A 21,905-nucleotide genomic window follows, 5' to 3' on the forward strand; every position below is an offset into this window, starting at 1 on the left:
TTCCTCCGATCGGGATGACATTGGCGGGCGCGCGTACCTGATTCGCGCGCCCCTCGAGGGACGAGCAAAGGCGCCATGCGGCAAGGCATGGCGCTGGCTATTGCCGCTTCGCAACGAAGCGGCGTGTCAGACGAAGAAAGGAGGTCCGCGCGGTCGGGGTGGTCCGTCTCGGATGCCGGCCGAAAGGGAGGGCTCGCCCGGGACAGACGGCGAGAGCGCGGAGACGATGGGCGGAAGAACGACGAAGACCGGCGACGGCGCCGCCAGCGGAGCGACGTGGGCCAGCCCGAGGCAGCACTCATGTGCCTGCGCGGGCCCCTGATCGGGCACCTGCTTACCATTCGGATCGGCGGCCGTCGCGCTACACACGACACTCCACATCGCCTGCGGAGCGCCATCGCGCATCAGCGCCGCATGCACCAGCGGCTGCAGGAAATTGAGCGTGATCGCAAACAGCGCTGCCGCGAGAGCGTACAGGCGCGGTCCCGTAATGGGAGGCATGCGATCCATGGTCCGACTATGTCTTGCGATAGGCAGGGCGTCCAGTGAATGGCTTGCCGCAGCAATCGCCGGGTCGCATCCGGCAGCGCGAAGAACCCTCGCCCAGGCACTCCATGCTTGCACCTCGCCACGGCGTATGCACAATCCTCTCAAAATGCATACGCGGCACTTCCTGTCATTCGTGCTCGTGCTCGCAGCCTCGGGGGAGGCTTGGGCGCAGACCGCTCCTCCGGCGGACGCTCCCGCCAGTCCTTTGCCCAGCATGCCCACAGGCGCATCCGTCGTTCTTCCTGCCGTCACCGTCACCTCGCCGCGAGCCCTCGAGGCCGAGCCGACCGACGCGGCGTCCGAGCAGCGCATATCCGGCGAGACGCTCAACACGCGGCCGATCGAGCGGCCGGGTGAAATGCTCGAGGCGGTTCCCGGCCTGATCGTCACCCAGCACTCGGGCGAGGGCAAAGCCAACCAGTATTTCCTGCGCGGCATGAATCTCGACCACGGCACGGATCTCGCCATCTGGCTCGACGGCATGCCGATCAATATGCGGACGCATGGCCATGGACAGGGCTACGCCGACGTCAACTTCCTGATTCCCGAGCTCGTCGAAAGCATGCTCATCCGCAAGGGCCCCTACTGGGCATCGGAGGGCGACTTCGCCTCGGCGGGTTCGCTGCACATGGCCTATGCCAACCGGCTCGAGACCAATTTGGTCTCCTTGACCGGCGGCAGCTTCGGCTACTGGCGCGGGCTGGCCGCCGGTTCGATGAATGTCGGCGCCGGCACCTTGACCGCCGCGGGCGAGATCGTGCGTTACGACGGCGCCTGGCAGGTGCCCGACGCCACCCGCAAGTACAACGGCTTCCTGCGCTACAGCGAGGGCACCGCGGACAACGGCTTGGCGGTGACGGCGCTCGCCTACACCAATTCCTGGCATTCCACCGACCAGGTCCCGCTGCGTGCCGTGCTCGACGGCTCGCTCGACCGCTTCGGCGCCGTCGACCAGACCGATGGTGGCGACGCCCAGCGCTATTCGCTGTCGGCGCGCTGGTCACGGTCGGACGAGAAATCCTCCAGCAAGGTCGAAGGCTACTTCATCTACCAGACGCTCAATCTCTACAACAATTTCACCTACTTCCTGGACAATCCCACCGGCGGCGACCAGTTCCAGCAGACCGACAAGCGCAAGATACTGGGGCTGAATGCCAGTCATACGCTGTTTCATTCTTTCCTCGGCCTTGAGACGGCCACCACTTTCGGCACCCAGATCCGCTATGACGACATCGCCGTTGGCCTTTTCAACACCACGCAGCGGGTGCCGACTGCCACGGTGCGCAGTGACCAGGTCAGTGAAACCAGCGTCGGGCTGTATGCTGAAAGCAAGATAAAATGGACCGACTGGGTCCGCTCGACCATCGGCGTGCGCGGCGACCTGTACTGGGCTTCGGTCGCCTCCGACACGATGGCGAACTCGGGCCAGACGAACGCTTTCCTCGCCAGCCCCAAGGCCGGGTTGGTGTTCGGACCCTTCGCGCAGACCGAACTCTATCTCAATGCGGGCCTGGGCTTCCACAGCAACGACGTGCGCGGCGCCACCATCACCGTCGATCCGACCGACGGGATGACGCTGCAGCAGAGGGTGCCGCTGCTCGTGCGCTCCCGCGGCGCCGAGGTCGGCGTTCGGACGCAGTTCCTGAAAGGCCTCGATTCGACTTTCGCGCTGTTCCTGCTGGAGTTCGACTCCGAGCTCTTGTTCGTGGGCGATGCCGGCACGACGGAGGCGACCCGGCCGAGCCGCCGCGTCGGCTTCGAATGGACCAACCGCTACCGGCCGTTCTCCTGGGCCTCGCTCGATTTTGACCTCGCCTACACCCAGGCTCGTTTCACCGACTACGATCCCCTGGGCAGCTTCATCCCGGGCTCTCCGGCCATGATCGCCTCCGCGGGCATCGTCCTGGGCGAGCCGACGGGCTGGTTCGGCGCGCTGCGCTGGCGCTACTTCGGCTCCCGCCCGCTGGTCGAGGACGGCAGCGTGAACTCGAACCCGACCTCGATCTTCAACGCCCGGCTGGGCTATGTGTTCGACAACGGGCTCAAGCTGCAGGTCGACGGCTTCAACATCTTCAACACCCAGGCCAGCCAGATCGACTACTACTATCAGTCGCAGCTGCGCACCGAGGCGGCGCCGGTCAACGACATACACTTCCACCCGGTCGAGCCGCTCGCGTTCCGCTTCACCGTCGCCAAGGCCTTCTAGACGCTACAGCCAGCGCGGGTCGGCGGTGAAGTCGATGGTGAGCCAGCGCTGCGGGCCCTCGCCGCCGATCGCATCGCCGATCTCGCGGCGGATCGCATCGGTGGCGGCGATGCTGGTGAGTGGCCAATCGGGCGTCACGGCGATGTGGATTTCGATGAACTGCGCGCGGCCGACCTTGGCGACGTAGCTGGTGAAGGAACGGAAGTCGTACTTGGAAACGATCTTCTCCATGACTTGGCGCACCTGCTGGTCGAGCTCGGGCGGCGTGATCAGCAGGATTTCCTGCAGCGCCTTGCGCACGGTGCGGACCGGCACGAAGGCGAGGCCGAGGGTCAGCACCGCCAGGACGACGGGGTCGACGTAGGGTGTCAACCGCTCCCACTGCGTTCCCTGCACGGCGAGGGCTATCCCGAAGGCGACCAGCAGGGCCGAGGTGATGGTCGCCGACATCAGCCAGCTCTGGGCGTCGAGCCGCACGAAGTCCGAAACGATGCTCCGGTTACGGCGTTGCTCGTAGAAGAACATGCTGAAGCAGGTGGCACAGACGATAACCGCGTAGGCAATCGCCCAGTCGAACGCGAGCGCGCGACCGCCGGCCAGGAAGCTGTCGACCGCGTTGAGGAAGGCGTAGAAGCAGAGCAGCATCAGCGTGCCACCGTTGAAGGCCAGCACCATGGGCTCGATGTGCCAGTAGCCGAACTGGAAGCGGCGGTTGTCGCCGGTCCTCGTCACCAGCCGCGACACGAACAGCGCCAACCCCGACATCGCTGCATCGATCGCCGAGAACACGCCATCGAACACGATCGACAGCGAGCCTGACAGCAGGCCGAACATCACGCCGAACAACGAGACGAGCACCGTCACGCCGATCGATAGCCGGAGGATGCGTTGTTCGGCAGTCGCGTCGAGCATGCCCGATCATATTCCTCTCCCCTCGACGGGAGCGAGGAGTCTGAGATCAGATCGGGAAGATCAGACAGGTCGTGGTGCCGTGCGCCAGCAGCTTGCCCGCCTGGTCGACCAGCCGGGCTTCCGACGTGGCGATGCGCGAGCCGACATTGATCACCTTGCCTTCGGCGCGGACCTCGCCGGTCTTGTCGGTCATGGCACGCACGTAGTTCACCTTGATCTCGACCGTGGTGTAGCCCGTGCCGGCCTTGAGCGTGGTGTGGATGCAGCAGCCCATGACCGAATCGAGCAAGGTGGCGGCGACACCGCCATGCACGCTGCCGAGGGGATTGTAGTGCTCGAAAGCCGGCTGGTAGCCGAACACGACCCGCCCGAACTCGACCTCCTCGATCCAGAAGCCAAGGGCCTTGGCCATCGGCGGCGCGGGCAGGCGGCCGGCCATGATCTCGCCGAACAGCGTCATGCCGTCCATGGTGCGGGCCCGCTCGATCGGCACCACGCCAAAGCCAGCCGAGGGAGTCTTCGTCATCATCGTCTCCATCGCTCTATTATGTGCATATACACATTGACCCTTTGCCCGGGCAAGCGCTCGGCGGTACTGTCCCGGTCATGTCGGTTCCTGCCCCGCTGCGCCTCTCGCCCGCCGAATGCACCTGCTTTCGCATTCGCAGCGCTGCCCGCCGCGTGACAGCGATCTACAGCCAGCACATGGCGCCGACCGGCCTCAAGATTTCGCAATTCTCGCTGTTGGGCTTCATCGCCGCCGAAGGGCCAGTCTCGATCGGCCGGCTGTCGGAGCTGCTGGCGACCGACCGCACCACTCTCACCCGCAACCTGAAGCCGCTGCTGATCGACGGGCTGGTCGAGCGGTCGAGCTCCGGCGACAAGCGCCGGCACGAGCTGGTCGCGACCCCGGCCGGCCGCGCGCTGTTCAAGCGCGCACTGCCGCTGTGGGCCAACGCCGAGCAGGAAGTGCGGGCCGCCATGGGCAGCAAGTTGACCGCCGACCTGCATGGGGCGCTCGATCAGTCGATGGAGAGGCTGGCGACGCTGTAGACGATTTCTTTGCCGGATCGCGGGCGTCCGGCCCGCGGCCCGGCAAGACCTCTAACGATTCGCGTCGAAGAAGCCGTATTCCAGCTCCATCGCGCGGCGGTAGTTCGCGCGCACCGCCGGGCTGTCGACGGCATGCAGGTCGAGCAGCCCTTCCAGCCGTACGGCCAGCGCCTCGAAGCCCGGATCGGAATAGGTCTTCACCCAATCTGCGTAGGCCGGCGCCACGTCCTTCTTGGCCAGCATCTGGCCGAGGAAGGCATAGAGCCGCATGCAGGGTGTCATGCCGGCAATGGTCTCGCCGAGATCGCCACGGCGCGCCGTGTCGAGCAGGAAGTCGACATAGGCCTGCGTCGCCGGCAGCGGCATCACGCCATCGAGCGAAACCTGAAGACTCTCAGTGTAGCTCTTGTGCAGCTTGAGCTCTTCCAGCACGCCGGCGATCAGCTCGGAGAAACCGAACAGGTCGTCACGCGAGGTGCCGTGCGCCAGGCAGAAGGCATAGGCGCGCGCGAAGGCGTCGAGGAAGTAGGCATCCTGCGCCACGTAGCTCTTGAAGGCCGCCACCGGCAGCGATCCGTCACCCAGCCCCTGCACGAAGGGGTGGGCGAGGATCCTGTCGGCCCAATCGGCGTTGGCCCGCCAGAGCTGTTGTGCCAGCGACACGGGACGATCAGCTGCCAAGCGCCTGGACGAGGTCGCCGACGATGTCGTCGGCATCCTCGAGACCGACCGAGATGCGCACCGTGCCGTCGCCGATGCCGAGCTTGGCGCGCTCCTCCGCGCCGATGCGCATGTGCGTCGTCGTCGCCGGATGGGTGACCATGCTCTTGGCATCGCCCAGGTTGTTGGAGATGTCGACCAGCTTCAGGCGATTGAGCGCATCGAACGTCGCGTGCTTGCCGCCCCTTATGTCGAAGGTAACGACACCGCCGAAGTTCGACATCTGCTTGGCCGCGAGCTGGTGTTGCGGATGGTCGGGCCGGCCGGGATAGAGCACACGGCCGATCTTCGGATGTGTGGCAAGCGCATCCGCCACCTTGCGCGCGTTGGCGCAGTGACGGTCGATGCGCAGGCCGAGCGTCTCCATGCCCTTCACGAGCACCCAGGCGTTGAACGGGCTGAGTGCCGGGCCGGTGTTGCGGATGATCGGCTGCAGCTTGTCGATGATGAACGCGCGGCTGCCGAGGATCGCTCCGCCGAGCGTGCGGCCCTGCCCGTCGATGTACTTGGTCGCCGAATGCACGACCACGTCGGCACCGAACTCCAGCGGCCGCTGCAGCATCGGCGTCGCGAAGGCGTTGTCGAGCACGACCGTGGCGCCGGCCTTGTGCGCGAGGTCGCACACCGCCTGAATATCGACGATGTCGAGCATCGGGTTGGAGGGCGATTCGAACAGGACGGCGTTGGCCGGCGTCGACAGCGCCTTCTCCCACTGCGCGAGGTCGCCGCCGTCGACGAACTCGCCGCGAATGCCGTACTTCGGCAGCAATTCATTGATGATGTAGTGACAGGAGCCGAACAGCTGGCGCGCTGCGACGATCCTGTCCCCGGTCTTCAGCAGCGCCAGCAGCGAATAGAATACCGCCGCCATGCCGGTCGAGGTGGCGCGGCAGGCTTCGGCGCCTTCGAGCGCGGCCAGGCGGTTCTCGAACATCGACACGGTCGGGTTGCCGAAGCGCGAATACTGGAAATGCGTGCTTTCGCCCTTGAAAGTTGCCTCGGCCTCCTCGGCGCTGTTGTAGGCGTAGCCCGAGGTGAGGAAGAGCGCCTCCGACGTCTCGTCGAAGTTGCTGCGCACCTGGCCGGCACGCACGGCGCGCGTCTGCGGCTTCCAGTTCCTGATATCGGGCGCAGCCTTCTTGCGCTGGATCGTCCCGTCCATGTCCTTCTCCACAGCGCGTATGAACGCGCGTAAACGAAAAAGCCCCCGACCGAGAAGGGCGGGGGCTTTTTCGAGCACTCCGACCTTTTAGCGAGGATTAACGTGGCCGCAAGCCGGTCGGCTCAAATTCCACGGTAGTGGAGGTTCTATAGGCGCGAAGCCGGTACCCTGCAAGCGCTATATTCGAGACGCCATGGTCGCGACACTCAAGCCCATCCTGACCATTTCCGGGATGCAGGCGCAGTCCATCGTCGACCGCGTCGTCCCCGGCCACAAGCTCTCGCGTATCGGCGAGCTGCTGGTGGGCGAGATCAGCGCCGTCTTCGAGATCGAGCTCGACGGCGGGCCACCCGCCTACGTGCTCAAGGTCTATCCCGAAGCGCTGCACTGGAAGATGCAGAAGGGAAATCATGGTCGCGCGCCTGCTCGACGGCAGGCTCGGCGTGGCGACGCCGCGTATCCTGTTGGCTGACAGCAGCAAGACTCTGATTGACCTCGGCTTTGTCATGATGGAGCGCCTCGACGGAAAAAGCCTGGTCGGGCTGGAGCCCGCGCTCGACCGATCCGACACGTACGCGATCTATGCGCAGATGGGCCGCGTGCTGCGCGAGATCCATGCCATCATGATGGACAGCTTCGGCTACATCGGGGCGAGCCTTTGCCACTTCGGCTTCCACACGGGCAACGTGCTAGCGGCGCGGCGCGGCGGATCGCTCCGTCTCACCGGCGTCGTCGACCTCGAGAATCCCATCGCCGGCGATCCGCCGATGGACCTTGCCAAGACGATTGCCTACTCGGTGCGGGACGACGAGACGAAGCGCGCCGGCCTCCTTGCCGGCTACGGTCCCATCGACCGGCGGAACTGGCGGGAGACGATGATGCTCTACCAGCTCTATGGAGCGATCGTGTTATGGGCCTGGTGGACCCAGATCGGCGACCATCAGCGCGCGACGAGCATAATCGACGACCTCGAACGCTATGGCTGAAAGGCTTCCCAGCTTGAAAATCAAGCCAGCGAGAAGAGCCAGCGACCCGACGGCGCCACTACGCCTCGAGCTGGTCGACCTCGAGACCTTCGACGCGGTCGCCACGCTCGGCAGCTTCAGCGCCGCGGCGCGGCAGCTCAACATCACCCAGCCCTCCGTCACCAGCCGCATCCAGCGGCTGGAATCGTCACTCGGCACAAAGCTGCTCGTCCGCACGACGCGAAAGGTCGAACTGACGCCGCGCGGCGGCCTGTTGCGTGCCGAGGCCAACAAGACGCTCGCCGGATTGCGCCGGATTGCCGATCGGTTCCGGCTCGACGCCGTCGCGGCGCGCAGCCGGGTCGTCGTCGCCGCCACGCCGATGGTTGCCGCGACGATGCTGCCCGACGTCATCCGCAGCCACGGCGAGCGCCATCCCGGCGTCGACATCCAGGTGCGCGACCTCCGCCACGGCGATGCGCTCCAGGCGATCGCGGCCGGCGATGCCGATGTCGCCGTCGTCGCCTTCGATGGCAAGGACAGGCGCTTCAGGTCCCAGACCTTGCGCAACGAGGACATGGTGCTGATCGTGCCGCCCAATCATCCGTTGGCACGATCCGGACGGGCGACGCTCGACGAGATCGTGGCCTTCCCGCTGATGATGCTGGAGCAATACGAGACGATGAAGGCGCGCATCGCCGCGGAAGTGGCCCGCCATGGGCTGTCGCTGAAGCCCGCCGCATCGGCCGGCAATCTCAATACGCTGGTCGGCATGCTGGACGCCGGCATGGGCGTCCTGCTGCTGCCGCGCGTGATGGCGCGCCGCAGCCTGCAGGCCGGCCATGTCATGGTCGAGATCGAGGGCCTCGAGCTCTATCGCCGGTTCTGCATCGTGATGCTGCGCGATGCTCGGCCGACAACGGTGGTGCGCCGCTTCTGCCGGCACCTTCGGGAGGAAATGGCGGAGGGCGCTCGCCGACTGTCATCCTGAGCGCAGCGAAGGATCTCACCGAACGATCAGACACAGGCCGCGCAGCTGGCGCGAGGTTCCTCGCTGCGCTCAGGACGACAGCGGGCCTTCAATTTATAGGTGTACCCTATTAATCTATTCACACAAGCGATTTGTTCCGAGCCCGGTTCTCTCCTTAGATGGCAACCAACAAGACAGTTGGAGGAACAATGACGACGCGGCGCGCTTTCGCCAAAGCCCTTGCCTTCGCCCCGCTGGCGCCGGTGTCGCGGACCTTCGCCCAGGCCCAAGATTATCCCAACCGCACTCTCCAGCTCGTGGTGGGCTTTCCGGCGGGCCAGGCGTCGGACATCGGCGCGCGGCTGATGGCCAGGCAGATGGCGGAGGAGCTGAGGCAGGCGGTCTATGTCGACAACAAGCCGGGCGCGACCGGCATCATCGCCCATCAGTTCGTCAAGAGCGCCGCGCCCGATGGCTACACCTTCCTGTTCGGCTCGACGGCGACGCTCGCCATCAATCCCAGCCTGTTCCGCAAGCTGCCTTACGATCCGCTGAAGGACTTCGCGCCGGTGGCGATCCTTTGGGTGAGCCCGATGTTCCTAGTCGCCGCACCCGACCTGCCGTTCAACTCGTTCGCCGAGGCCGTCGCCTATGTGAAGGCCAATCCCGGCAAGACGACCTACGGCTCGGGGGGCAGCGGCTCGACCCAGCACATCTCGATGGAGCTGCTGAAGAAGGAGCTGGGCCTCGATATGATGCACGTGCCCTACAAGGGCACGCCCGGCATGCTGAACGACCTGATCGCGGGGCGGGTCAACTTCGCCTTCGAATCGGCGAGTGCGATCATCCCTTACATCCAGGCCAAGTCGGTCAAGGCGCTGGCAACCAGCGTCGCGTCGCGGCTGCCGATCATGCCCGACCTGCCCACCGTCGCCGAACTGGGATTGCCCGGCTTCGAGGCGATGACATGGGCCGCCTTCGTGGCGCCCGCCGGTACGCCGGCACCGGTCGTCGCGCGTCTCAACGAGGCTGCCAACAAGGCGCTGGCCTCGAAGGACATGACCGACAATTTCGCCAAGACCTTTGCGCAGCCGCGGCCAGGCACGCCCGCCGATCTCGACGCCTTCCTGCGCAAGGAGATAGCCAAGTGGGGCAAAGCAGTCGAAGCATCCGGCGCCCAGGTGGATTGAAGGAGATCGAGATGTCGAAAACCCCTCGCCAGATGAGCCTGGTCGCCTTCATGCAGGCGCAGAACTGCTCGAACTATGTCGGCTCGTGGCGGCATCCGTCGTCGATGACGGACTCCATGTCGCCCGAGTACTACCAGCGCATCGCGCGCACGCTCGAGGACGCGAAGTTCGATCTGGCCTTCTTCGACGACCGGCTGGCGATGCCCGACATCTACGGCGACGATCATCGCGAGACGGTCGCCAACGGCATCCGTTGCGTGAAGCTAGATCCCACGATCGTGCTGATGGCGATGGCCTCGGCTACCACCCGACTCGGTCTCGGCTCGACCTATTCGACGACCTACTACGAGCCGTTCCATGTCGCCCGCCTGTTCGCGACGCTCGACCTGATGACCAAGGGCCGCGTCGCCTGGAACGTCGTCACCTCGCTCAACAATTCGGAGGCCGAGAATTTCGGCCACGAAGAGCATCTCGAGCACGACCTGCGCTACGACCGCGCCGACGAATTCATGGAGGTGGTCACCGGCCTGTGGGATTCCTGGGAGGACGATGCGCTGATCATCGACAAGCAGACCGGCCGCTTCGCCGATCCCGACAAGGTTCATCGCCTCGACTTCAACGGCAAATACTTCAAGTCGAAAGGCCCACTCACCGTGCCGCGCTCGGCGCAGGGCCATCCGGTGTTGCTGCAGGCGGGGCAGAGCGGGCGCGGCATGGCCTTCGCCGCCTGCTGGGCCGAGCTGGTCTTCGCCTCCTACCCGTCGCTCGAGATCGGCCGCAAGAACTACGCCTACCTCAAGGGCGAGGTCGAGAAGGCCGGCCGAGATCCGGCGCTGTTCAAGATCGCGCCGGCGGTGAAAGTGATCGTTGCCGAGACCGCGTCGCAGGCGGAGGAGCAGCGCGCGCTGGCGGCCTCGATGGCCAAGCCGATCGATTCGATGGCGCTGCTCTGCGAGGTGCTGAACGTCGATTTTGCCAAGTGGCAATACGACCAGCCCTTCACCGACGAGGAGCTGGCATCGGTGTCCTGGCACAGTTTGCGCGACAGGGTGATCGCCAAGACCGGCAAGAAGAATCCGTCGGTGCGCGACTTCGTCGAAGCCTCGGGACGCGGCCAGTTCAACGACGGGCCGGTCTTCTGCGGCACGCCTGCCCAGGTCGCCGACGAGATGGAAGAGTGGTTCGAGACGGCGTGCGACGGATTCGTGCTGACCGCGGCCAAGATCCCGGGCACCTACGAGGACGTGGCGCGCCTGGTCGTGCCCGAGCTGCAGCGGCGCGGCCTGTTCCGGCGCGAGTATCCTGGCACGACCCTGCGCGATACGCTGGGGCTGCCACGGCCGGCGATCGGAAGCTGGCGCCGGAACACCGACAAGACCACCGAACGGAGGCGGGCATGACACAGGAACTTCGCATCCTCACACCACAAGGCATGCTGGGCTACGGCGTGCCGGCAGAGCACTTCTGGCGCGGCATCGAGAGCGGGGTCGACGCCATGATCGTTGACTCCGGTTCGACCGACCCCGGCCCGTACCTGCTGGGTCTCGGCAAGACGATCGTGACGCGCGAGGCCTATGCGCGTGACGTGTCGCTGATGCTCAAGGCAGCCTGGGAGCGCAAGATCCCGCTGATCATCAGCTCGGCCGGCGGCGCCGGCACCGATGCCCAGGTCGATTTCATGATCGACTTGATCCGCGAGCTGTCGGCGGCAAGCGGCTACAAGTTCAAGCTGGCAGCAATCTATTCCAGCGTCGATCGCGCCATGATCCACGCGCGGCTGCACGAGGGCCGCATCACTGAATGCGGGCCGTCCGGTGATCTTGCCCCGTCGGCAATCGACGACGCGGTCGAGATCGTGGCGCAGATCGGTGCCGAGCCCTTCGCCAAGGTGCTGACCGAGCGGCCCGACATCGACATCATCGTGAGCGGCCGCTCCTACGATCCGGCGCCGCACGCCGCCCTCTGCATGACCAAGGGCTTCGAGCCGGGTGTCTATTGGCACATGGGCAAGATCGTCGAGTGCGGCGCCGCCTGCGCCGAGCCCAAAGGCCGCGTGATCAAGGCCACGATCCGCAAGGACAGCTTCGATCTCGAGCCGATGAATCCGGCCGAGAGCTGCACGCCGCTTTCGGTGGCAGCGCATACGCTTTACGAGAAAGGCAGGCCGGACATTCTTCCGGGGCCGGGCGGCGCGCTGCATCTCGCCAACGCCAAGTACGAAGCGCTCGACAGCCGCCGCACGCGGGTGAGCGGCGGCCTATTCGTGCCGACCAACAAGTACAGCGTGAAGCTCGAGGGTGCCTCGATCGTCGGCTACCGCACGATCTTCATCGGCGGCATCCGCGATCCGATCCTGATCGGCCAGCTCGACTCGTACCTTGCCAATGTGCGCAAGCGCGCCGAGGGCATTTTCCCGCAGCTCGTCTCGGGCGAGGCGAGCATGATGTTCCACGTCTACGGGCGCGACGCGGTGATGGGCGAAATGGAGCCGCTGCGCCATGTCGTCCCGCACGAGGTCGGGCTGATGGGCGAGGTGACCGCGCCGACGCAGGAGCTCGCCAACGACATCTGCAACAGTACCCGCATCGCCGTACTGCACTCGGCCTATCCCGGCCAGATGGCGACCGCGGGCAACTTTGCCATCCCGCTCAACCCGCCGGAGACGCCGACCGGGCCGGTCTGCAAGTTCAGCGTCTATCATCTGATGGAAGTCGATTCACCGACCGACATGTTCCCCGTGCGTTACATGGAGATCTGACCGTGGGCGAAGTCCCCCTGCGCGAGCTGGCCCAGGTCATCCGCAGCAAGAACGCCGGCCCATTCGAGCTGACCTTCGACATCATCTTCAATCGCAAGGCAGCCTATGAGGAGGTCAAGGCGAGCGGCGCGCTGACGGCCGAGAAGCTGGCCAGGCTCTACAACATCCCGCTCGACGACATTCTGGTCGCGATGTTCTTCGACCCCGCCATGGCCTTCAAGATGACGGTGAAGCGGCGCTGGCAGCAGGGTTCGAGCGGCGAGCGCGACACGTTTGGCGCAGCCCAGCACGCGCCGCTGATGGACATCATGATCCCCTCGCGCTCGAACCTCAGGACCTCGGACCCCGCGCCATGACCTCGACGGAATCCGAAAAGCTCGGGCGGTTTGCGCTCGACCTGACGCTCGATGCCATCCCCGCGGACGTGCTGACGCTCGCCAAGGAACACTTCCTCGACGCGCTCGGCATTGCGCTGGCCTCCTCGAAGTTCGATTTCGGCGAGGCGATTCTGAACGGCGCCCGCGCGCTGGGCGAAGGCACGCAGGCGACCGCGATCGGCAGTGGCGCCCGGCTGCCCGCGCCGTCGGCAGCTCTCGTGAACGGCGTGCTCGCCCACGGCCTCGATTTCGACGACACCCATATCGGCGCCGTCTATCACGCCACTTCGCCGGCGCTCGCGGCGGCGCTTGCCGCCGGCGAAGCGAACGGCTCGAGCGGCGCCGAGGTGCTGATCGCCTTCACCGGTGCACTGGAGATCGGCTGCCGGCTGGCGACGGTCGGCGCCGGCGCCTTCCACGACCGTGCGTTCCATCCGACCTCCCTGTGCGGCACCTTCGCCGCCGCAGCGGTCGCGGGACGCCTCGCCAAGGTCGACCACGAGACGATGACCTGGGCGCTCGGCCTCTGCGGCAGCCAGGCGTCGGGCATCCTCGAACGCGGCACATCGTGGCTGAAGCGTTTGCATCCGGGTTGGGCCGCCCACTGCGGCCTGTCGGCAATGGCCCTCGCCCGCGCCGGCTTCACCGGACCGAATACCGTGTTCGAAGGCGGCCGCGGCTTCTACGCCTCGCACATCCAGCACATCCCGACCGGCGATGACTTGCCCTCGCACGATCTCGGCCGGACGTGGCAGGCGCGCGGCATCGCGCTCAAGCCCTATCCGTGCTGCCACTTCATCCATGGCTTCGTCGACGCGGCGCTCGAGCTGCGCGGCAAGTTCGACCTCGCCGACGTCGAGCGCATCGAATGCCCGCTGACGCCGGGCCTGCACAAGATGGTCGCCGAGCCTCGTGCGCGCTGCATCCGGCCCACGACGCCCTACCAGGCGATGTTCAGCGTCCAGTACGTGACCGCCGCGGCACTGGTGCAAGGCCGGGTCGACCTGGCCACGTTCTTCGACGAGCCGCTCGATGCACCGGCGGTGCTCGCCGTCGCCGACAAGACCCACTGCGTCCCCGATCCGGCGAGCGACTATCCGCGGCATTTCCCCGGCGAGGTCGTCGTCCATCTCAGGGACGGCCGCAAGCTCCGGGTCCGAAAGCCGGCAAGCCTCGGCACCCAGGAGGTCCCGCTGTCGCGCAGCGGGCTCGAGGAGAAGTTCCTGAAGAACGCCACTCGCGCGATCCCGCCGAAGACCGCCGAGAAGCTGATCGCGCAAATCTACGCACTGGAGGAGGCGCCCTCCCTGTCGGAGGTGATGGCGCTCTGCATGGCCGATCCCTTGAAATCCAAGCTGATATTAGCTAGATTAGCTAATCATGAAGTACGTGAACACGCATGAAGCAAAGAGCCAGCTTTCCAAGCTGATCGCATGCGTCCGCGCCGGCGAGGAAGTCGTGATCTGCCAAGCCGGCAAGCCGGTTGCTCGATTGACGGCTTTCGAGGGCGAGCGAAAAGTCCCGCAGTTTGGCATCTGGAAGGGCAAGGTTAAGTTCGAACCAGATTGGGATTCGCCGGAAACCAATGCGGAAATTGCACAGATGTTCGAAGAGTCGATCATCGAGCCCGAGTCAAAGTGAGGCTACTGATCGACTCGCATGCGCTGCTCTGGATCCTCGATAGTCCGCAGCAATTATCGGCGCATGCCCGATCGGCGCTCGGCGATCCCGCCAATCAACGCTTCGTAAGTGTGGCGGCGCTCTGGGAGATCGCCATCAAGGTTTCGGCCGGCAAGCTGTACATCCCGATGGCGGTGGATGCCGCGGTGGTCCATTCGGCGGCTATGCAACTTGCCATCACGATCGACCACGTGAAGCGCGTTCAGACCCTTCCCTTCCATCACCGCGATCCGTTCGACCGCATGATGATCGCGCAGGCGATCGAGGAAGGGCTGACGATCGTCACGCGCGATCGGCACTTCCCTGCCTACGGAGTGCCTATCCTGGCGGCGTGATCCGTCAGTCCGGCTTCACGTCAGCGGCTTTCGCGACCTCGGTCCATTTCTTCAGCTCGGCCGCGGTGTGCGCTGCGAGCTCGGCGGGTGAAGACGGCGAGATCTCGTAGCCCAGTTCGCTGATCTTGCGCGCGTTCTCGGGATCCTTGAGCGCCTTCAGCAGTTCGGCGTTCAGCCGGTTGACGATCGCCGCCGATGTGCCGGGCGGCGCATAGAGGCCGGCCCAGGTATAGGCTTCGACGCCGGCCACGCCCTGCTCGCCGATCGTCTTCAGATCGGGCAGGGCCGGAGAGCGCCGTGCCATCGCCAGGCCCAGCGCCCGAAGCTTGCCCGCCTTGATCTGGCCCATCGCCGGGGCGAGCGCGTCGAACACCACGTCGACCTCGCCCGACAGCAACGCCTGCAGCGCCGGCGCCGAGCCGCGATAAGGGATGTGCTGCATCTTCAAGCCGGTCTTGAGCTTGAAGAGCTCGGCGGTGAGATGGAGGATAGAGCCGTTCCCAGACGAGCCGTAGTCGAACTTCGGGCTCTTCTTCACGAGCTCGATTAATCCCTGGATATCCTGCGCCGGGGAATCGATGCGGACCAGCGCCACCATCGGCACGATGGCGGCGAGGCCGATCGCGGCAAAGGCGTTCGGATCGTATTTCAGCGATGGATTGATCGCCGGCACGATCGACAGGGTCGAGACCGTGCCGGTCATCAGCGTGTAGCCGTCAGACGGCGCCTGCGCGAGAAGCTGGCCCGCGAGGCCGCCCCCGGCCCCCGGCTTGTTGTCGATCACGAAGCCCTGGCCGAGCCCCTCGCTCATCTTCGGCGTCACGATGCGCGAGATGATGTCGGGTACGCCGCCCGGCGCGAAGGGGATCAGCACGCGGATCGGCTGGGCCTTAGGCCATTCGGTCTGTGCCTGTGCCGACGTAGCCAAGGCCACGAGTGGAGCGGCCAGAGCGGCTCGCCGTGAGAGAATCATGTGAGCTTCTGCCGGGCCAGGGATTGTTCGCGAAGCTGCGTCAGCGTGATGCGAGAGGTCAAAGCCTCCGCATCGGTCTTCACGTGGATGATCGCAGGTTTGCCCGCCGTGAGCGCGCGCTCGAAAGCCGGACCAAACTCTTCGGTTTTCTCGACCGTCTCGCCATGTCCGCCGAAGGCGCGGGCGTAGGCGGCGAAGTCCGGGTTCTTGAGCTCGGTGCCGTGCACACGGGTCGGATACTCGCGCTCCTGATGCATGCGGATCGTGCCGTACATGCCGTTGTCGATCACCGCGATCACGATGTTGGCGCCATGCTGGACCGCCGTCGCGAACTCCTGTCCGTTCATCAGGAAGCAGCCGTCTCCCGCGAGCGAGACGACCATGCGACTGGGCTCGGCGATCTTGGCAGCGACTGCCGCCGGCACGCCGTAGCCCATCGCGCCACTGGTCGGCGCGAGCTGGGTCTTGAAGCCGCGATACTGGAAGAAACGATGCAGGAACGCCGCGTAGTTGCCCGCGCCGTTGGTGACGATCGCATCGTCGGGCAGCCGCTTGTTCAGCCAGGCGATGACCTCGCCCATGTTCACCGAGCCGGGCAGCGGGCCGGGCTTGATGTTGTCGAGATATTCGGCGTGGCCCTGGCTGACGGAGTCCTTCCAGCGCGTGCCGTCGACCGGCTTCATCGCCTTGGCGGCTGCGGCGAAGGCCTGCATGCCCGAATTGATCGGCAGGGTCGCCTGATAGACACGACCGAGCTCCTCGGCGCTGGCGTGGACATGCACCAGCTTCTGCTTCGGGATCGGCAGATCGAACAATGTGTAGCCGCCGGTCGTCGCTTCGCCGAGCCGCGGTCCCACCGCGATGATGAGATCGCAAGCCTTCAAGCGTTTGCCGAGCGCCGGCCCGACACCGACGCCGAGATCGCCCACATAGTTGGGATGGCGATTGTCGAACAGATCCTGGTTGCGGAATGACGCGCAGACCGGGAGCCCATTGGCTTCGACGAAGGCGCGGATGTCCTTGCACGCGCCGGCGCTCCAGCCGCCGCCACCGACGATAACCATCGGCCGCTCGGCCTGCTCGAGCAGGGCGCGCAAGGTCGCCATGTCATCCGTCGACGGCGCACCCCGCGCGATCTTGTAGGGGCCGGCGTCAGCGACCTCGACCTCGTCGACCAGCATGTCTTCCGGCAACGCGACCACGACCGGGCCGGGCCGGCCGTTCATCGCGCGATGGAAAGCCTGGCTGATCAGCTCGGGGATGCGGCGGGCGTCCTCGATCTGGGTCACCCACTTGGCCATCTGGCCAAACATGTGGCGATAGTCGATCTCCTGGAACGCCTCGCGGTCGGTGGTCTCGCGGGCGACCTGGCCGACCAGCAGGATCATCGGCGTTGAATCCTGGAAACCGGTGTGCAGCCCGATGCTGGCGTTGGTCGCCCCCGGGCCGCGGGTCACGAAGGCGATCCCCGGCTTGCCCATCAGCTTGCCGTAGGCTTCGGCCATGTTGGCCGCGCCGCCTTCCTGGCGGCAGATGACATAGCGGATCGAGTTGCGCTGAGCGTACAGCGCATCGAGCGCCGCAAGATAGCTCTCGCCCGGAACGCCGAAGATGGTGTCGGTGCCGTGGATGCGCAGTTGGTCGATCAGCACTTGTGCGCCACTGCGGCGCGAAGAGGTCGCGGTCATCTTTTTCCCTTACTTCGTAGGTGAGAACGAGGTTGGCACCAATATCTTGTTGTTCATCGTCTTCATGAACTCGCGACTCTTCTGCAAGTAGGCCTGCCACGCGGGGTCGGCAGCCATCGCGGCGCGTCGCTTCGTGCGATCGGCGAGGTCCTCGTAGGCCCAGATGTGCACGATCTCGTTGACGTTGCCGACCTCGGTCGTGAAAAAGCCGACAAGATGACCGAGATGTTTCAGCTGAACCGGCAGCCCCTCCTTTTCATAGAATGAGAGGAAATCGCGCAGGCGGCCCGGCTGCAACTCATAAGTGCGATGGTCGATGATCATGGTGGCGTCTCCCCAATTCACAGTCGAAGATGATTGTGTGACTTGGGCTTCTCGATCTCAACCCTTGTGGACTCCGCAGCGGAATCAGCGCATAAGTGCGGCATAGCGACACTGGCCGAAGAGTATCCAGCAGAGGAGTCTTCGTCTAAGACGCAAGAGCGCGATACGCCGGTCAACGTCTTCCCCCGTGAGCTTCTTGGTCATCATCGTCAAAGATCTACGAAACGCTGGAACTGAAATGGTCCAGCAAGCGCGCGCCGGACTGCGCTCCCTTTCTTACCTCCAGCCCCGAGCCTTGAATGAGTCGTAAATTGTTTGTGGGCAATCTGCCCTATTCGGTCACGTCCGAGCGCCTGCAAGAAGCTTTCTCCCAGTTCGGCAACGTCACCTCTTCGAAAGTGATCGTGGATCGCGAGACCGGCCGCAGCCGCGGCTTCGCCTTCCTCGAGATGGAAACGGATGACCAGGGCGCTGCAGCGATGCAGGCCATGAATGGTGCTCTCCTCGACGGGCGTTCGATCGCCGTCCGTGAAGCCGTCGAACGTCAGCCCGGCGGCGGGGGCGGCGGCGGATTTGGTGGAGGAGGCGGCGGCGGTGGTCGCGGCCCGCGTCCACCCTACGGTGGCGGCGGTGGCGGTGGCGGCTATCGCGGCGGCGGCGGTGGTGGCGGCTATGGTGGCGGCGGCGGAGATCGCGGCGGCGGTGGCGGTGGCTATCGCGGCGGCGGCGGTGGCGGCTACGGTGGCGGCGGTGGCGGTGGCGGTGGATACCGCGGCGCTCCTCCTGGCGGTCCGTCTGGCGACGGCGGTCCAATGCGCGATCGGCGTGCTGACTTCTCGGGCGGCCCGGCTCCGGCTCCCGGCGGCTTCGAACCCGCCGGCGACGCGGGTCGTCCGGCGCGTCGGCGTGATGCCGGCCCGCCGCGGCGCGAGCGCGACTACGAGCCGCGCAAGCGCGGCTTCGACGACGACCAGTGAACTTCTGAGTTCACCAGTAAGCTTCTGAGCTTACCGGTGAATTTCCGAGTGGACCCGTGAGCCTTTGAGTTCGCCGGTGTGCGTCCGAGTGGGCCAGCAGGCCAACCCGCGGACGAAATGAAATGAAACGCCGGAGGAAACCTCCGGCGTTTTTCATTATGTCCGGTGCTATTCTTGCATGCACTCGCTGCGGAGGCGGACATGAAGCGACGAACCGCACTTGTGGGCTCTATCGCGGCGCTCGCCGGCCCGTCGCCGGCGCGTGCGGCTGAGCAGGTCGATCTGCAGCTCGTGCTCGCGGTCGACGTCTCGCGCTCGATCGACGAAGTCGAGGCTGAGCTGCAGCGCCGCGGCTATGTCGAGGCGCTGACCAATGAGCGGGTAATCGACGCCATCCTGTCCGGCGAAAACAAGCGCATCGCGTTGTGCTACGCTGAGTGGGCCGGCACGCATTATCAGGTCGTGGTGATCGACTGGTCGGTGATCGACAGCCCCATCGCCGCACGGCGCTTCGCCGACAAGCTCGCGGAGGCGCCGCGCATGTCGCAAAGCTGGACCGCGGTCGGCGCGGCGATGGCCTTCGCCGCACAGCGCTTCGAGACTTCGAGTTTCGCGTCCAAGCGCCGCGTCATCGACATCTCGGGCGACGGCCGCACCAACGACGGCCCGCCCGCCGATCTGGTACGCGACAAGCTGGTGGCGCAGGGCATCGTGATCAACGGCCTGCCGGTGATGATGAACCGCACCAACTTCGGCCGCCCGGCCGACACCGGCCTCGACAAGTACTATGAGGAGAACGTGATCGGAGGACCCGGCTCGTTCATGATCTCAGCCGAGAACTTCGACGATTTCGGCCGCGCCGTGCGCAGCAAGCTGATCCGCGAAATCTCCGGCCTCTCTATCTCTCGCGCAACACCTGCCTGAGCCGCTCGAACGGCGCCGGATCGCGCGTGAGCTGCACCGGCATGCCGAGATGGCCGAGCGGATAGCGGAAGATGTTGGCCTCCGGCAGCTTCCATCGCCGCGCCACCGCAAGCCCGTCGGCGTAGGGCACCCATCGGTCCGCCTCGCCCAGCACCGACACGATCCTCGACGGCGCGAGGGCCGGTGCTTCCGCCGGATCGATCACCGTCGACAGCCGCGCCAGCGCCTCGCGCGACCAACCCGCCGCGTGCAAGGCACGATCGATGCCGAAGCTCGCCGCAAGCTCGCCGCCGAAGGTCACGTCTTCGATGCGGCCCGAGTGGCTGATCAGCAGCACGGCGTCGGGCCGCGCCTCGGCCGGCCAAAGGCTGCAATGGCTGGCGACCTGCTGCGCGACGAACGACGACATCGAGATCCCGCCGACCGCGATCCTGCCGCCCAGGCGACCGCGCGCCCACGCCGTGAGCAGCGCTGTCTCGAGCGCCTGCCCCGCGATCAGGTCGAGCGAGCCGGTCGGCGCCAGAGCGAAGAACGGCTCGCCGCCGTAGAAGCCGGGCATGGCGCGCAACCCATGATAAGGTGAGATCGGCACGATCACCCGCCACCCCATCCGGGCCAGCCGCCGCCCGGGATCGTGCGCCACGGCAAGCAATTCGAACTCGAGACAGAGACCGCTGCCGAGGATCAGTGTCTCGCCGGCAGCCGGCTCGACCGGCTCGACGACGCGAGCATACATCGTCCCGCTGCCAGGCCGCAGGCGCAGCGGTGCCGATGGCGTTGGCGCGCGCAGCCAGTATTCGCGCAAGCCGTCCTGCACGAACGGACGCGACACCTCGGCCGATCCAACATCCAGTGATACCGTGTAAAGCGCCGCGGCATCCGGCATTGGCACGCTGTTCGGCGGATCGATCTGCCAGCGCGTGGCGGCAGGCGGGCGGGGGAACAGCAACGGGTAAAATGCAACACGCGTCATGAGATGGCGCGTCGCGTCCGCACGCCGGCGGCGGTCGAGCGCGCCGGGGTCGGCGCCGCCGCGCGGGTCGAAGATCGCGGCTTCCCATCTTTCGCGCGCCGCCTCGCCCGCCCGTCGCAGCCGGTCGTGATGGCCGAGCAGACGGCGTAGCGGGAATGCGGACCAGAAGGCAGGAAGCGCGCCGACCTGCTCGCGGAACGATGCCGCGTCGGTACCGGCCTGATTGGCAGCGGCCCATAGCCGCGACAACGGCCTGTACCAGCGCCGGAGCCCGAGCAGCCCGGCCCGGTCAACCCAGGGCTTCGCCAGCAGGGCACCCAACGGCGACTGGAGCAGGACATTCATCGACAGAACTCCCCGCAAGCGGCATCATCGTCGCCTGCAATGCCCATCAGCAACGGAGAGCAGACCATGTTGGCCAACGACCCGGTAACCCAAGCTCGTCTCGACTTGACGACGGCGCTGCGGGCCGCCGCGCGCCACGGCCTCAACGAGGGAGTCTGCAACCATTTCAGCATGGCCGTGCCCGGTCGGCCGGATCTGTTTCTGGTCAATCCGCAAGGCCTGCACTGGTCGGAGATCACGCCGGCTGATCTGGTGATGGCCGACGGCGAAGGCAACATCGTCGAGGGCAAGTACCCGGTCGAGCCGACCGCCTTCTTCATCCACGCCCGCATCCACCAGGGCAACGCGCGCGCCCAGGTCGTGCTGCACACCCACATGCCCTACGCCACGGCGCTGACCTCGATCCGCGACGGCCGCATCGAGATGTGCACCCAGAATGCCTTCCGCTATTGGAACCGCATCGCCTACGACGAGAAATATGCCGGCGTGGCGCTCAGCAACGACGAGGGCGACCGCATGTGCCGCGCCATGGGCGACAAGGACATCCTGTTCCTGCGCAACCACGGTGTGATCGTGAGCGGTCCGACGGTCGCCCAAGCCTATGACGATCTCTATTATCTCGAGCGCACGGCGATGGTGCAGGTGCTGGCGATGCAGACCGGCCGGCCGCTGCACAATATCGACGATGGGCTGGCCGAGCACACGGCGCGGCAGATCGCCGGCGAAGCACAGCAGGCGTTCCTGCATTTCGAATCGCTGAAGCGCCTGCTCGACCGTGACGAGCCGGGCTGGCGGCGACTGGCCGCCTGAGCAGAAGGGACGAC

General features: G+C 65.8%; 24 protein-coding genes and 1 riboswitch. Of the genes, 15 read left to right on the forward strand and 9 right to left on the reverse strand.

Annotated features, from left to right (window positions below):
* Positions 1 to 126 precede the first annotated feature (126 nt).
* Complete coding sequence (locus ACQY8M_RS01735) at positions 127 to 501, reverse strand: DUF2946 family protein (RefSeq protein ID WP_428668760.1); 375 nt, start codon at positions 499 to 501, stop codon at positions 127 to 129.
* Between the two features lie 262 nt (positions 502 to 763).
* On the opposite strand from ACQY8M_RS01735, the gene ACQY8M_RS01740 reads away from it, so the two are divergent.
* Positions 764 to 2,755, forward strand: a complete 1,992-nt coding sequence (locus ACQY8M_RS01740) for a TonB-dependent receptor (RefSeq protein ID WP_428668761.1) — start codon at positions 764 to 766, stop codon at positions 2,753 to 2,755.
* A 3-nt stretch (positions 2,756 to 2,758) separates the two neighbouring features.
* On the opposite strand, the gene ACQY8M_RS01745 is transcribed toward ACQY8M_RS01740, so the two are convergent.
* Together ACQY8M_RS01745 and ACQY8M_RS01750 are read right to left on the reverse strand one after the other, a co-directional pair.
* On the reverse strand, positions 2,759 to 3,667 hold the full coding sequence (locus ACQY8M_RS01745; RefSeq protein WP_428668762.1) for a cation diffusion facilitator family transporter: 909 nt from the start codon (positions 3,665 to 3,667) through the stop codon (positions 2,759 to 2,761).
* 46 nt (positions 3,668 to 3,713) lie between these two features.
* Positions 3,714 to 4,193 (reverse strand): PaaI family thioesterase, encoded by a 480-nt coding sequence (locus tag ACQY8M_RS01750; protein ID WP_428668763.1) that lies wholly within the window; start codon positions 4,191 to 4,193, stop codon positions 3,714 to 3,716.
* 80 nt (positions 4,194 to 4,273) lie between these two features.
* On the opposite strand from ACQY8M_RS01750, the gene ACQY8M_RS01755 reads away from it, so the two are divergent.
* Complete coding sequence (locus tag ACQY8M_RS01755; RefSeq protein ID WP_428668764.1) at positions 4,274 to 4,720, forward strand: MarR family winged helix-turn-helix transcriptional regulator; 447 nt, start codon at positions 4,274 to 4,276, stop codon at positions 4,718 to 4,720.
* Between the two features lie 51 nt (positions 4,721 to 4,771).
* On the opposite strand, the gene ACQY8M_RS01760 is transcribed toward ACQY8M_RS01755, so the two are convergent.
* Both ACQY8M_RS01760 and metZ read right to left on the reverse strand, forming a co-directional pair.
* Positions 4,772 to 5,383 (reverse strand): TenA family protein, encoded by a 612-nt coding sequence (locus ACQY8M_RS01760; RefSeq protein ID WP_428668765.1) that lies wholly within the window; start codon positions 5,381 to 5,383, stop codon positions 4,772 to 4,774.
* Positions 5,384 to 5,390: 7 nt separating this feature from the next.
* The gene (metZ, locus tag ACQY8M_RS01765; RefSeq protein ID WP_428668766.1) at positions 5,391 to 6,602 is read right to left on the reverse strand and encodes an O-succinylhomoserine sulfhydrylase; all 1,212 of its coding nucleotides are present in this window, start codon (positions 6,600 to 6,602) and stop codon (positions 5,391 to 5,393) included.
* A gap of 67 nt (positions 6,603 to 6,669) precedes the next feature.
* A riboswitch (SAM riboswitch) is annotated at positions 6,670 to 6,745 on the reverse strand.
* A 50-nt stretch (positions 6,746 to 6,795) separates the two neighbouring features.
* Between metZ and ACQY8M_RS01770 the strand changes: the two genes are divergently transcribed.
* The 10 genes from ACQY8M_RS01770 (at position 6,796) to ACQY8M_RS01815 (ending at position 14,877) form a co-directional block, all read left to right on the forward strand.
* The gene (locus ACQY8M_RS01770) at positions 6,796 to 7,074 is read left to right on the forward strand and encodes a hypothetical protein (protein WP_428668767.1); all 279 of its coding nucleotides are present in this window, start codon (positions 6,796 to 6,798) and stop codon (positions 7,072 to 7,074) included.
* Positions 7,013 to 7,588: a phosphotransferase family protein gene (locus tag ACQY8M_RS01775; protein ID WP_428668768.1), complete on the forward strand. Its 576-nt coding sequence runs from the start codon at positions 7,013 to 7,015 to the stop codon at positions 7,586 to 7,588. The genes ACQY8M_RS01770 and ACQY8M_RS01775 overlap by 62 nt, the downstream gene beginning before the upstream one ends.
* 13 nt (positions 7,589 to 7,601) lie before the next feature.
* Positions 7,602 to 8,558, forward strand: coding sequence for a LysR family transcriptional regulator (locus ACQY8M_RS01780; RefSeq protein WP_428668769.1), 957 nt, complete (start codon positions 7,602 to 7,604; stop codon positions 8,556 to 8,558).
* A gap of 188 nt (positions 8,559 to 8,746) precedes the next feature.
* On the forward strand, positions 8,747 to 9,727 hold the full coding sequence (locus ACQY8M_RS01785) for a Bug family tripartite tricarboxylate transporter substrate binding protein (RefSeq protein ID WP_428668770.1): 981 nt from the start codon (positions 8,747 to 8,749) through the stop codon (positions 9,725 to 9,727).
* An 11-nt stretch (positions 9,728 to 9,738) separates the two neighbouring features.
* Positions 9,739 to 11,127 (forward strand): LLM class flavin-dependent oxidoreductase, encoded by a 1,389-nt coding sequence (locus ACQY8M_RS01790; RefSeq protein ID WP_428668771.1) that lies wholly within the window; start codon positions 9,739 to 9,741, stop codon positions 11,125 to 11,127.
* Positions 11,124 to 12,485: an acyclic terpene utilization AtuA family protein gene (locus ACQY8M_RS01795; RefSeq protein WP_428668772.1), complete on the forward strand. Its 1,362-nt coding sequence runs from the start codon at positions 11,124 to 11,126 to the stop codon at positions 12,483 to 12,485. The genes ACQY8M_RS01790 and ACQY8M_RS01795 overlap by 4 nt, the downstream gene beginning before the upstream one ends.
* Before the next feature lie 2 nt (positions 12,486 to 12,487).
* A complete protein-coding gene (locus ACQY8M_RS01800; RefSeq protein WP_428668773.1) occupies positions 12,488 to 12,841 on the forward strand; it encodes a DUF4387 domain-containing protein in 354 nt (117 codons plus the stop codon).
* The gene (locus ACQY8M_RS01805; protein ID WP_428668774.1) at positions 12,838 to 14,265 is read left to right on the forward strand and encodes an MmgE/PrpD family protein; all 1,428 of its coding nucleotides are present in this window, start codon (positions 12,838 to 12,840) and stop codon (positions 14,263 to 14,265) included. The genes ACQY8M_RS01800 and ACQY8M_RS01805 overlap by 4 nt, the downstream gene beginning before the upstream one ends.
* The gene (locus ACQY8M_RS01810; RefSeq protein ID WP_428668775.1) at positions 14,243 to 14,503 is read left to right on the forward strand and encodes a type II toxin-antitoxin system Phd/YefM family antitoxin; all 261 of its coding nucleotides are present in this window, start codon (positions 14,243 to 14,245) and stop codon (positions 14,501 to 14,503) included. The genes ACQY8M_RS01805 and ACQY8M_RS01810 overlap by 23 nt, the downstream gene beginning before the upstream one ends.
* Positions 14,500 to 14,877, forward strand: a complete 378-nt coding sequence (locus tag ACQY8M_RS01815; RefSeq protein WP_428668776.1) for a type II toxin-antitoxin system VapC family toxin — start codon at positions 14,500 to 14,502, stop codon at positions 14,875 to 14,877. The genes ACQY8M_RS01810 and ACQY8M_RS01815 overlap by 4 nt, the downstream gene beginning before the upstream one ends.
* 4 nt (positions 14,878 to 14,881) lie before the next feature.
* On the opposite strand, the gene ACQY8M_RS01820 is transcribed toward ACQY8M_RS01815, so the two are convergent.
* Genes ACQY8M_RS01820 through ACQY8M_RS01830 form a run of 3 tightly spaced genes read right to left on the reverse strand, consistent with a single transcriptional unit; the run spans position 14,882 to position 17,862 of the window.
* A complete protein-coding gene (locus ACQY8M_RS01820; RefSeq protein ID WP_428668777.1) occupies positions 14,882 to 15,850 on the reverse strand; it encodes a Bug family tripartite tricarboxylate transporter substrate binding protein in 969 nt (322 codons plus the stop codon).
* The gene (locus tag ACQY8M_RS01825; protein ID WP_428668778.1) at positions 15,847 to 17,538 is read right to left on the reverse strand and encodes a thiamine pyrophosphate-binding protein; all 1,692 of its coding nucleotides are present in this window, start codon (positions 17,536 to 17,538) and stop codon (positions 15,847 to 15,849) included. Before ACQY8M_RS01825 ends, ACQY8M_RS01820 begins: the two co-directional genes overlap by 4 nt.
* Positions 17,539 to 17,547: 9 nt before the next feature.
* Entirely contained in the window at positions 17,548 to 17,862 is a 315-nt protein-coding gene (locus tag ACQY8M_RS01830; RefSeq protein ID WP_428668779.1) for an NIPSNAP family protein, read from the reverse strand.
* A gap of 299 nt (positions 17,863 to 18,161) precedes the next feature.
* Between ACQY8M_RS01830 and ACQY8M_RS01835 the strand changes: the two genes are divergently transcribed.
* Both ACQY8M_RS01835 and ACQY8M_RS01840 read left to right on the forward strand, forming a co-directional pair.
* The gene (locus ACQY8M_RS01835; protein WP_428668780.1) at positions 18,162 to 18,839 is read left to right on the forward strand and encodes an RNA recognition motif domain-containing protein; all 678 of its coding nucleotides are present in this window, start codon (positions 18,162 to 18,164) and stop codon (positions 18,837 to 18,839) included.
* A 201-nt stretch (positions 18,840 to 19,040) separates the two neighbouring features.
* Positions 19,041 to 19,763: a DUF1194 domain-containing protein gene (locus ACQY8M_RS01840; protein ID WP_428668781.1), complete on the forward strand. Its 723-nt coding sequence runs from the start codon at positions 19,041 to 19,043 to the stop codon at positions 19,761 to 19,763.
* On the opposite strand, the gene ACQY8M_RS01845 is transcribed toward ACQY8M_RS01840, so the two are convergent.
* A complete protein-coding gene (locus ACQY8M_RS01845; protein ID WP_428668782.1) occupies positions 19,738 to 21,081 on the reverse strand; it encodes a hypothetical protein in 1,344 nt (447 codons plus the stop codon). The genes ACQY8M_RS01840 and ACQY8M_RS01845 overlap by 26 nt on opposite strands.
* A 66-nt stretch (positions 21,082 to 21,147) precedes the next feature.
* Between ACQY8M_RS01845 and ACQY8M_RS01850 the strand changes: the two genes are divergently transcribed.
* Positions 21,148 to 21,891, forward strand: coding sequence for an aldolase (locus ACQY8M_RS01850; RefSeq protein WP_428668783.1), 744 nt, complete (start codon positions 21,148 to 21,150; stop codon positions 21,889 to 21,891).
* The last annotated feature ends 14 nt before the right edge of the window (positions 21,892 to 21,905 follow it).

It is taken from the genome of Reyranella sp. (assembly GCF_965279465.1).
Lineage (GTDB): Bacteria > Pseudomonadota > Alphaproteobacteria > Reyranellales > Reyranellaceae > Reyranella.

Coding starts and splice junctions, on each gene's coding strand:
- ACQY8M_RS01830 (WP_428668779.1), bottom strand. CDS start 17,862: ATGATCATCGACCATCGCACTTATGAGTTGCAGCCGGGCCGCCTGCGC.
- ACQY8M_RS01750 (WP_428668763.1), bottom strand. CDS start 4,193: ATGACGAAGACTCCCTCGGCTGGCTTTGGCGTGGTGCCGATCGAGCGG.
- ACQY8M_RS01795 (WP_428668772.1), top strand. CDS start 11,124: ATGACACAGGAACTTCGCATCCTCACACCACAAGGCATGCTGGGCTAC.
- ACQY8M_RS01820 (WP_428668777.1), bottom strand. CDS start 15,850: ATGATTCTCTCACGGCGAGCCGCTCTGGCCGCTCCACTCGTGGCCTTG.
- ACQY8M_RS01790 (WP_428668771.1), top strand. CDS start 9,739: ATGTCGAAAACCCCTCGCCAGATGAGCCTGGTCGCCTTCATGCAGGCG.
- metZ (WP_428668766.1), bottom strand. CDS start 6,602: ATGGACGGGACGATCCAGCGCAAGAAGGCTGCGCCCGATATCAGGAAC.
- ACQY8M_RS01805 (WP_428668774.1), top strand. CDS start 12,838: ATGACCTCGACGGAATCCGAAAAGCTCGGGCGGTTTGCGCTCGACCTG.
- ACQY8M_RS01785 (WP_428668770.1), top strand. CDS start 8,747: ATGACGACGCGGCGCGCTTTCGCCAAAGCCCTTGCCTTCGCCCCGCTG.
- ACQY8M_RS01810 (WP_428668775.1), top strand. CDS start 14,243: ATGAAGTACGTGAACACGCATGAAGCAAAGAGCCAGCTTTCCAAGCTG.
- ACQY8M_RS01825 (WP_428668778.1), bottom strand. CDS start 17,538: ATGACCGCGACCTCTTCGCGCCGCAGTGGCGCACAAGTGCTGATCGAC.
- ACQY8M_RS01745 (WP_428668762.1), bottom strand. CDS start 3,667: ATGCTCGACGCGACTGCCGAACAACGCATCCTCCGGCTATCGATCGGC.
- ACQY8M_RS01755 (WP_428668764.1), top strand. CDS start 4,274: ATGTCGGTTCCTGCCCCGCTGCGCCTCTCGCCCGCCGAATGCACCTGC.
- ACQY8M_RS01850 (WP_428668783.1), top strand. CDS start 21,148: ATGTTGGCCAACGACCCGGTAACCCAAGCTCGTCTCGACTTGACGACG.
- ACQY8M_RS01840 (WP_428668781.1), top strand. CDS start 19,041: ATGAAGCGACGAACCGCACTTGTGGGCTCTATCGCGGCGCTCGCCGGC.
- ACQY8M_RS01735 (WP_428668760.1), bottom strand. CDS start 501: ATGCCTCCCATTACGGGACCGCGCCTGTACGCTCTCGCGGCAGCGCTG.
- ACQY8M_RS01845 (WP_428668782.1), bottom strand. CDS start 21,081: ATGAATGTCCTGCTCCAGTCGCCGTTGGGTGCCCTGCTGGCGAAGCCC.
- ACQY8M_RS01770 (WP_428668767.1), top strand. CDS start 6,796: ATGGTCGCGACACTCAAGCCCATCCTGACCATTTCCGGGATGCAGGCG.
- ACQY8M_RS01835 (WP_428668780.1), top strand. CDS start 18,162: ATGAGTCGTAAATTGTTTGTGGGCAATCTGCCCTATTCGGTCACGTCC.
- ACQY8M_RS01775 (WP_428668768.1), top strand. CDS start 7,013: ATGGTCGCGCGCCTGCTCGACGGCAGGCTCGGCGTGGCGACGCCGCGT.
- ACQY8M_RS01740 (WP_428668761.1), top strand. CDS start 764: ATGCCCACAGGCGCATCCGTCGTTCTTCCTGCCGTCACCGTCACCTCG.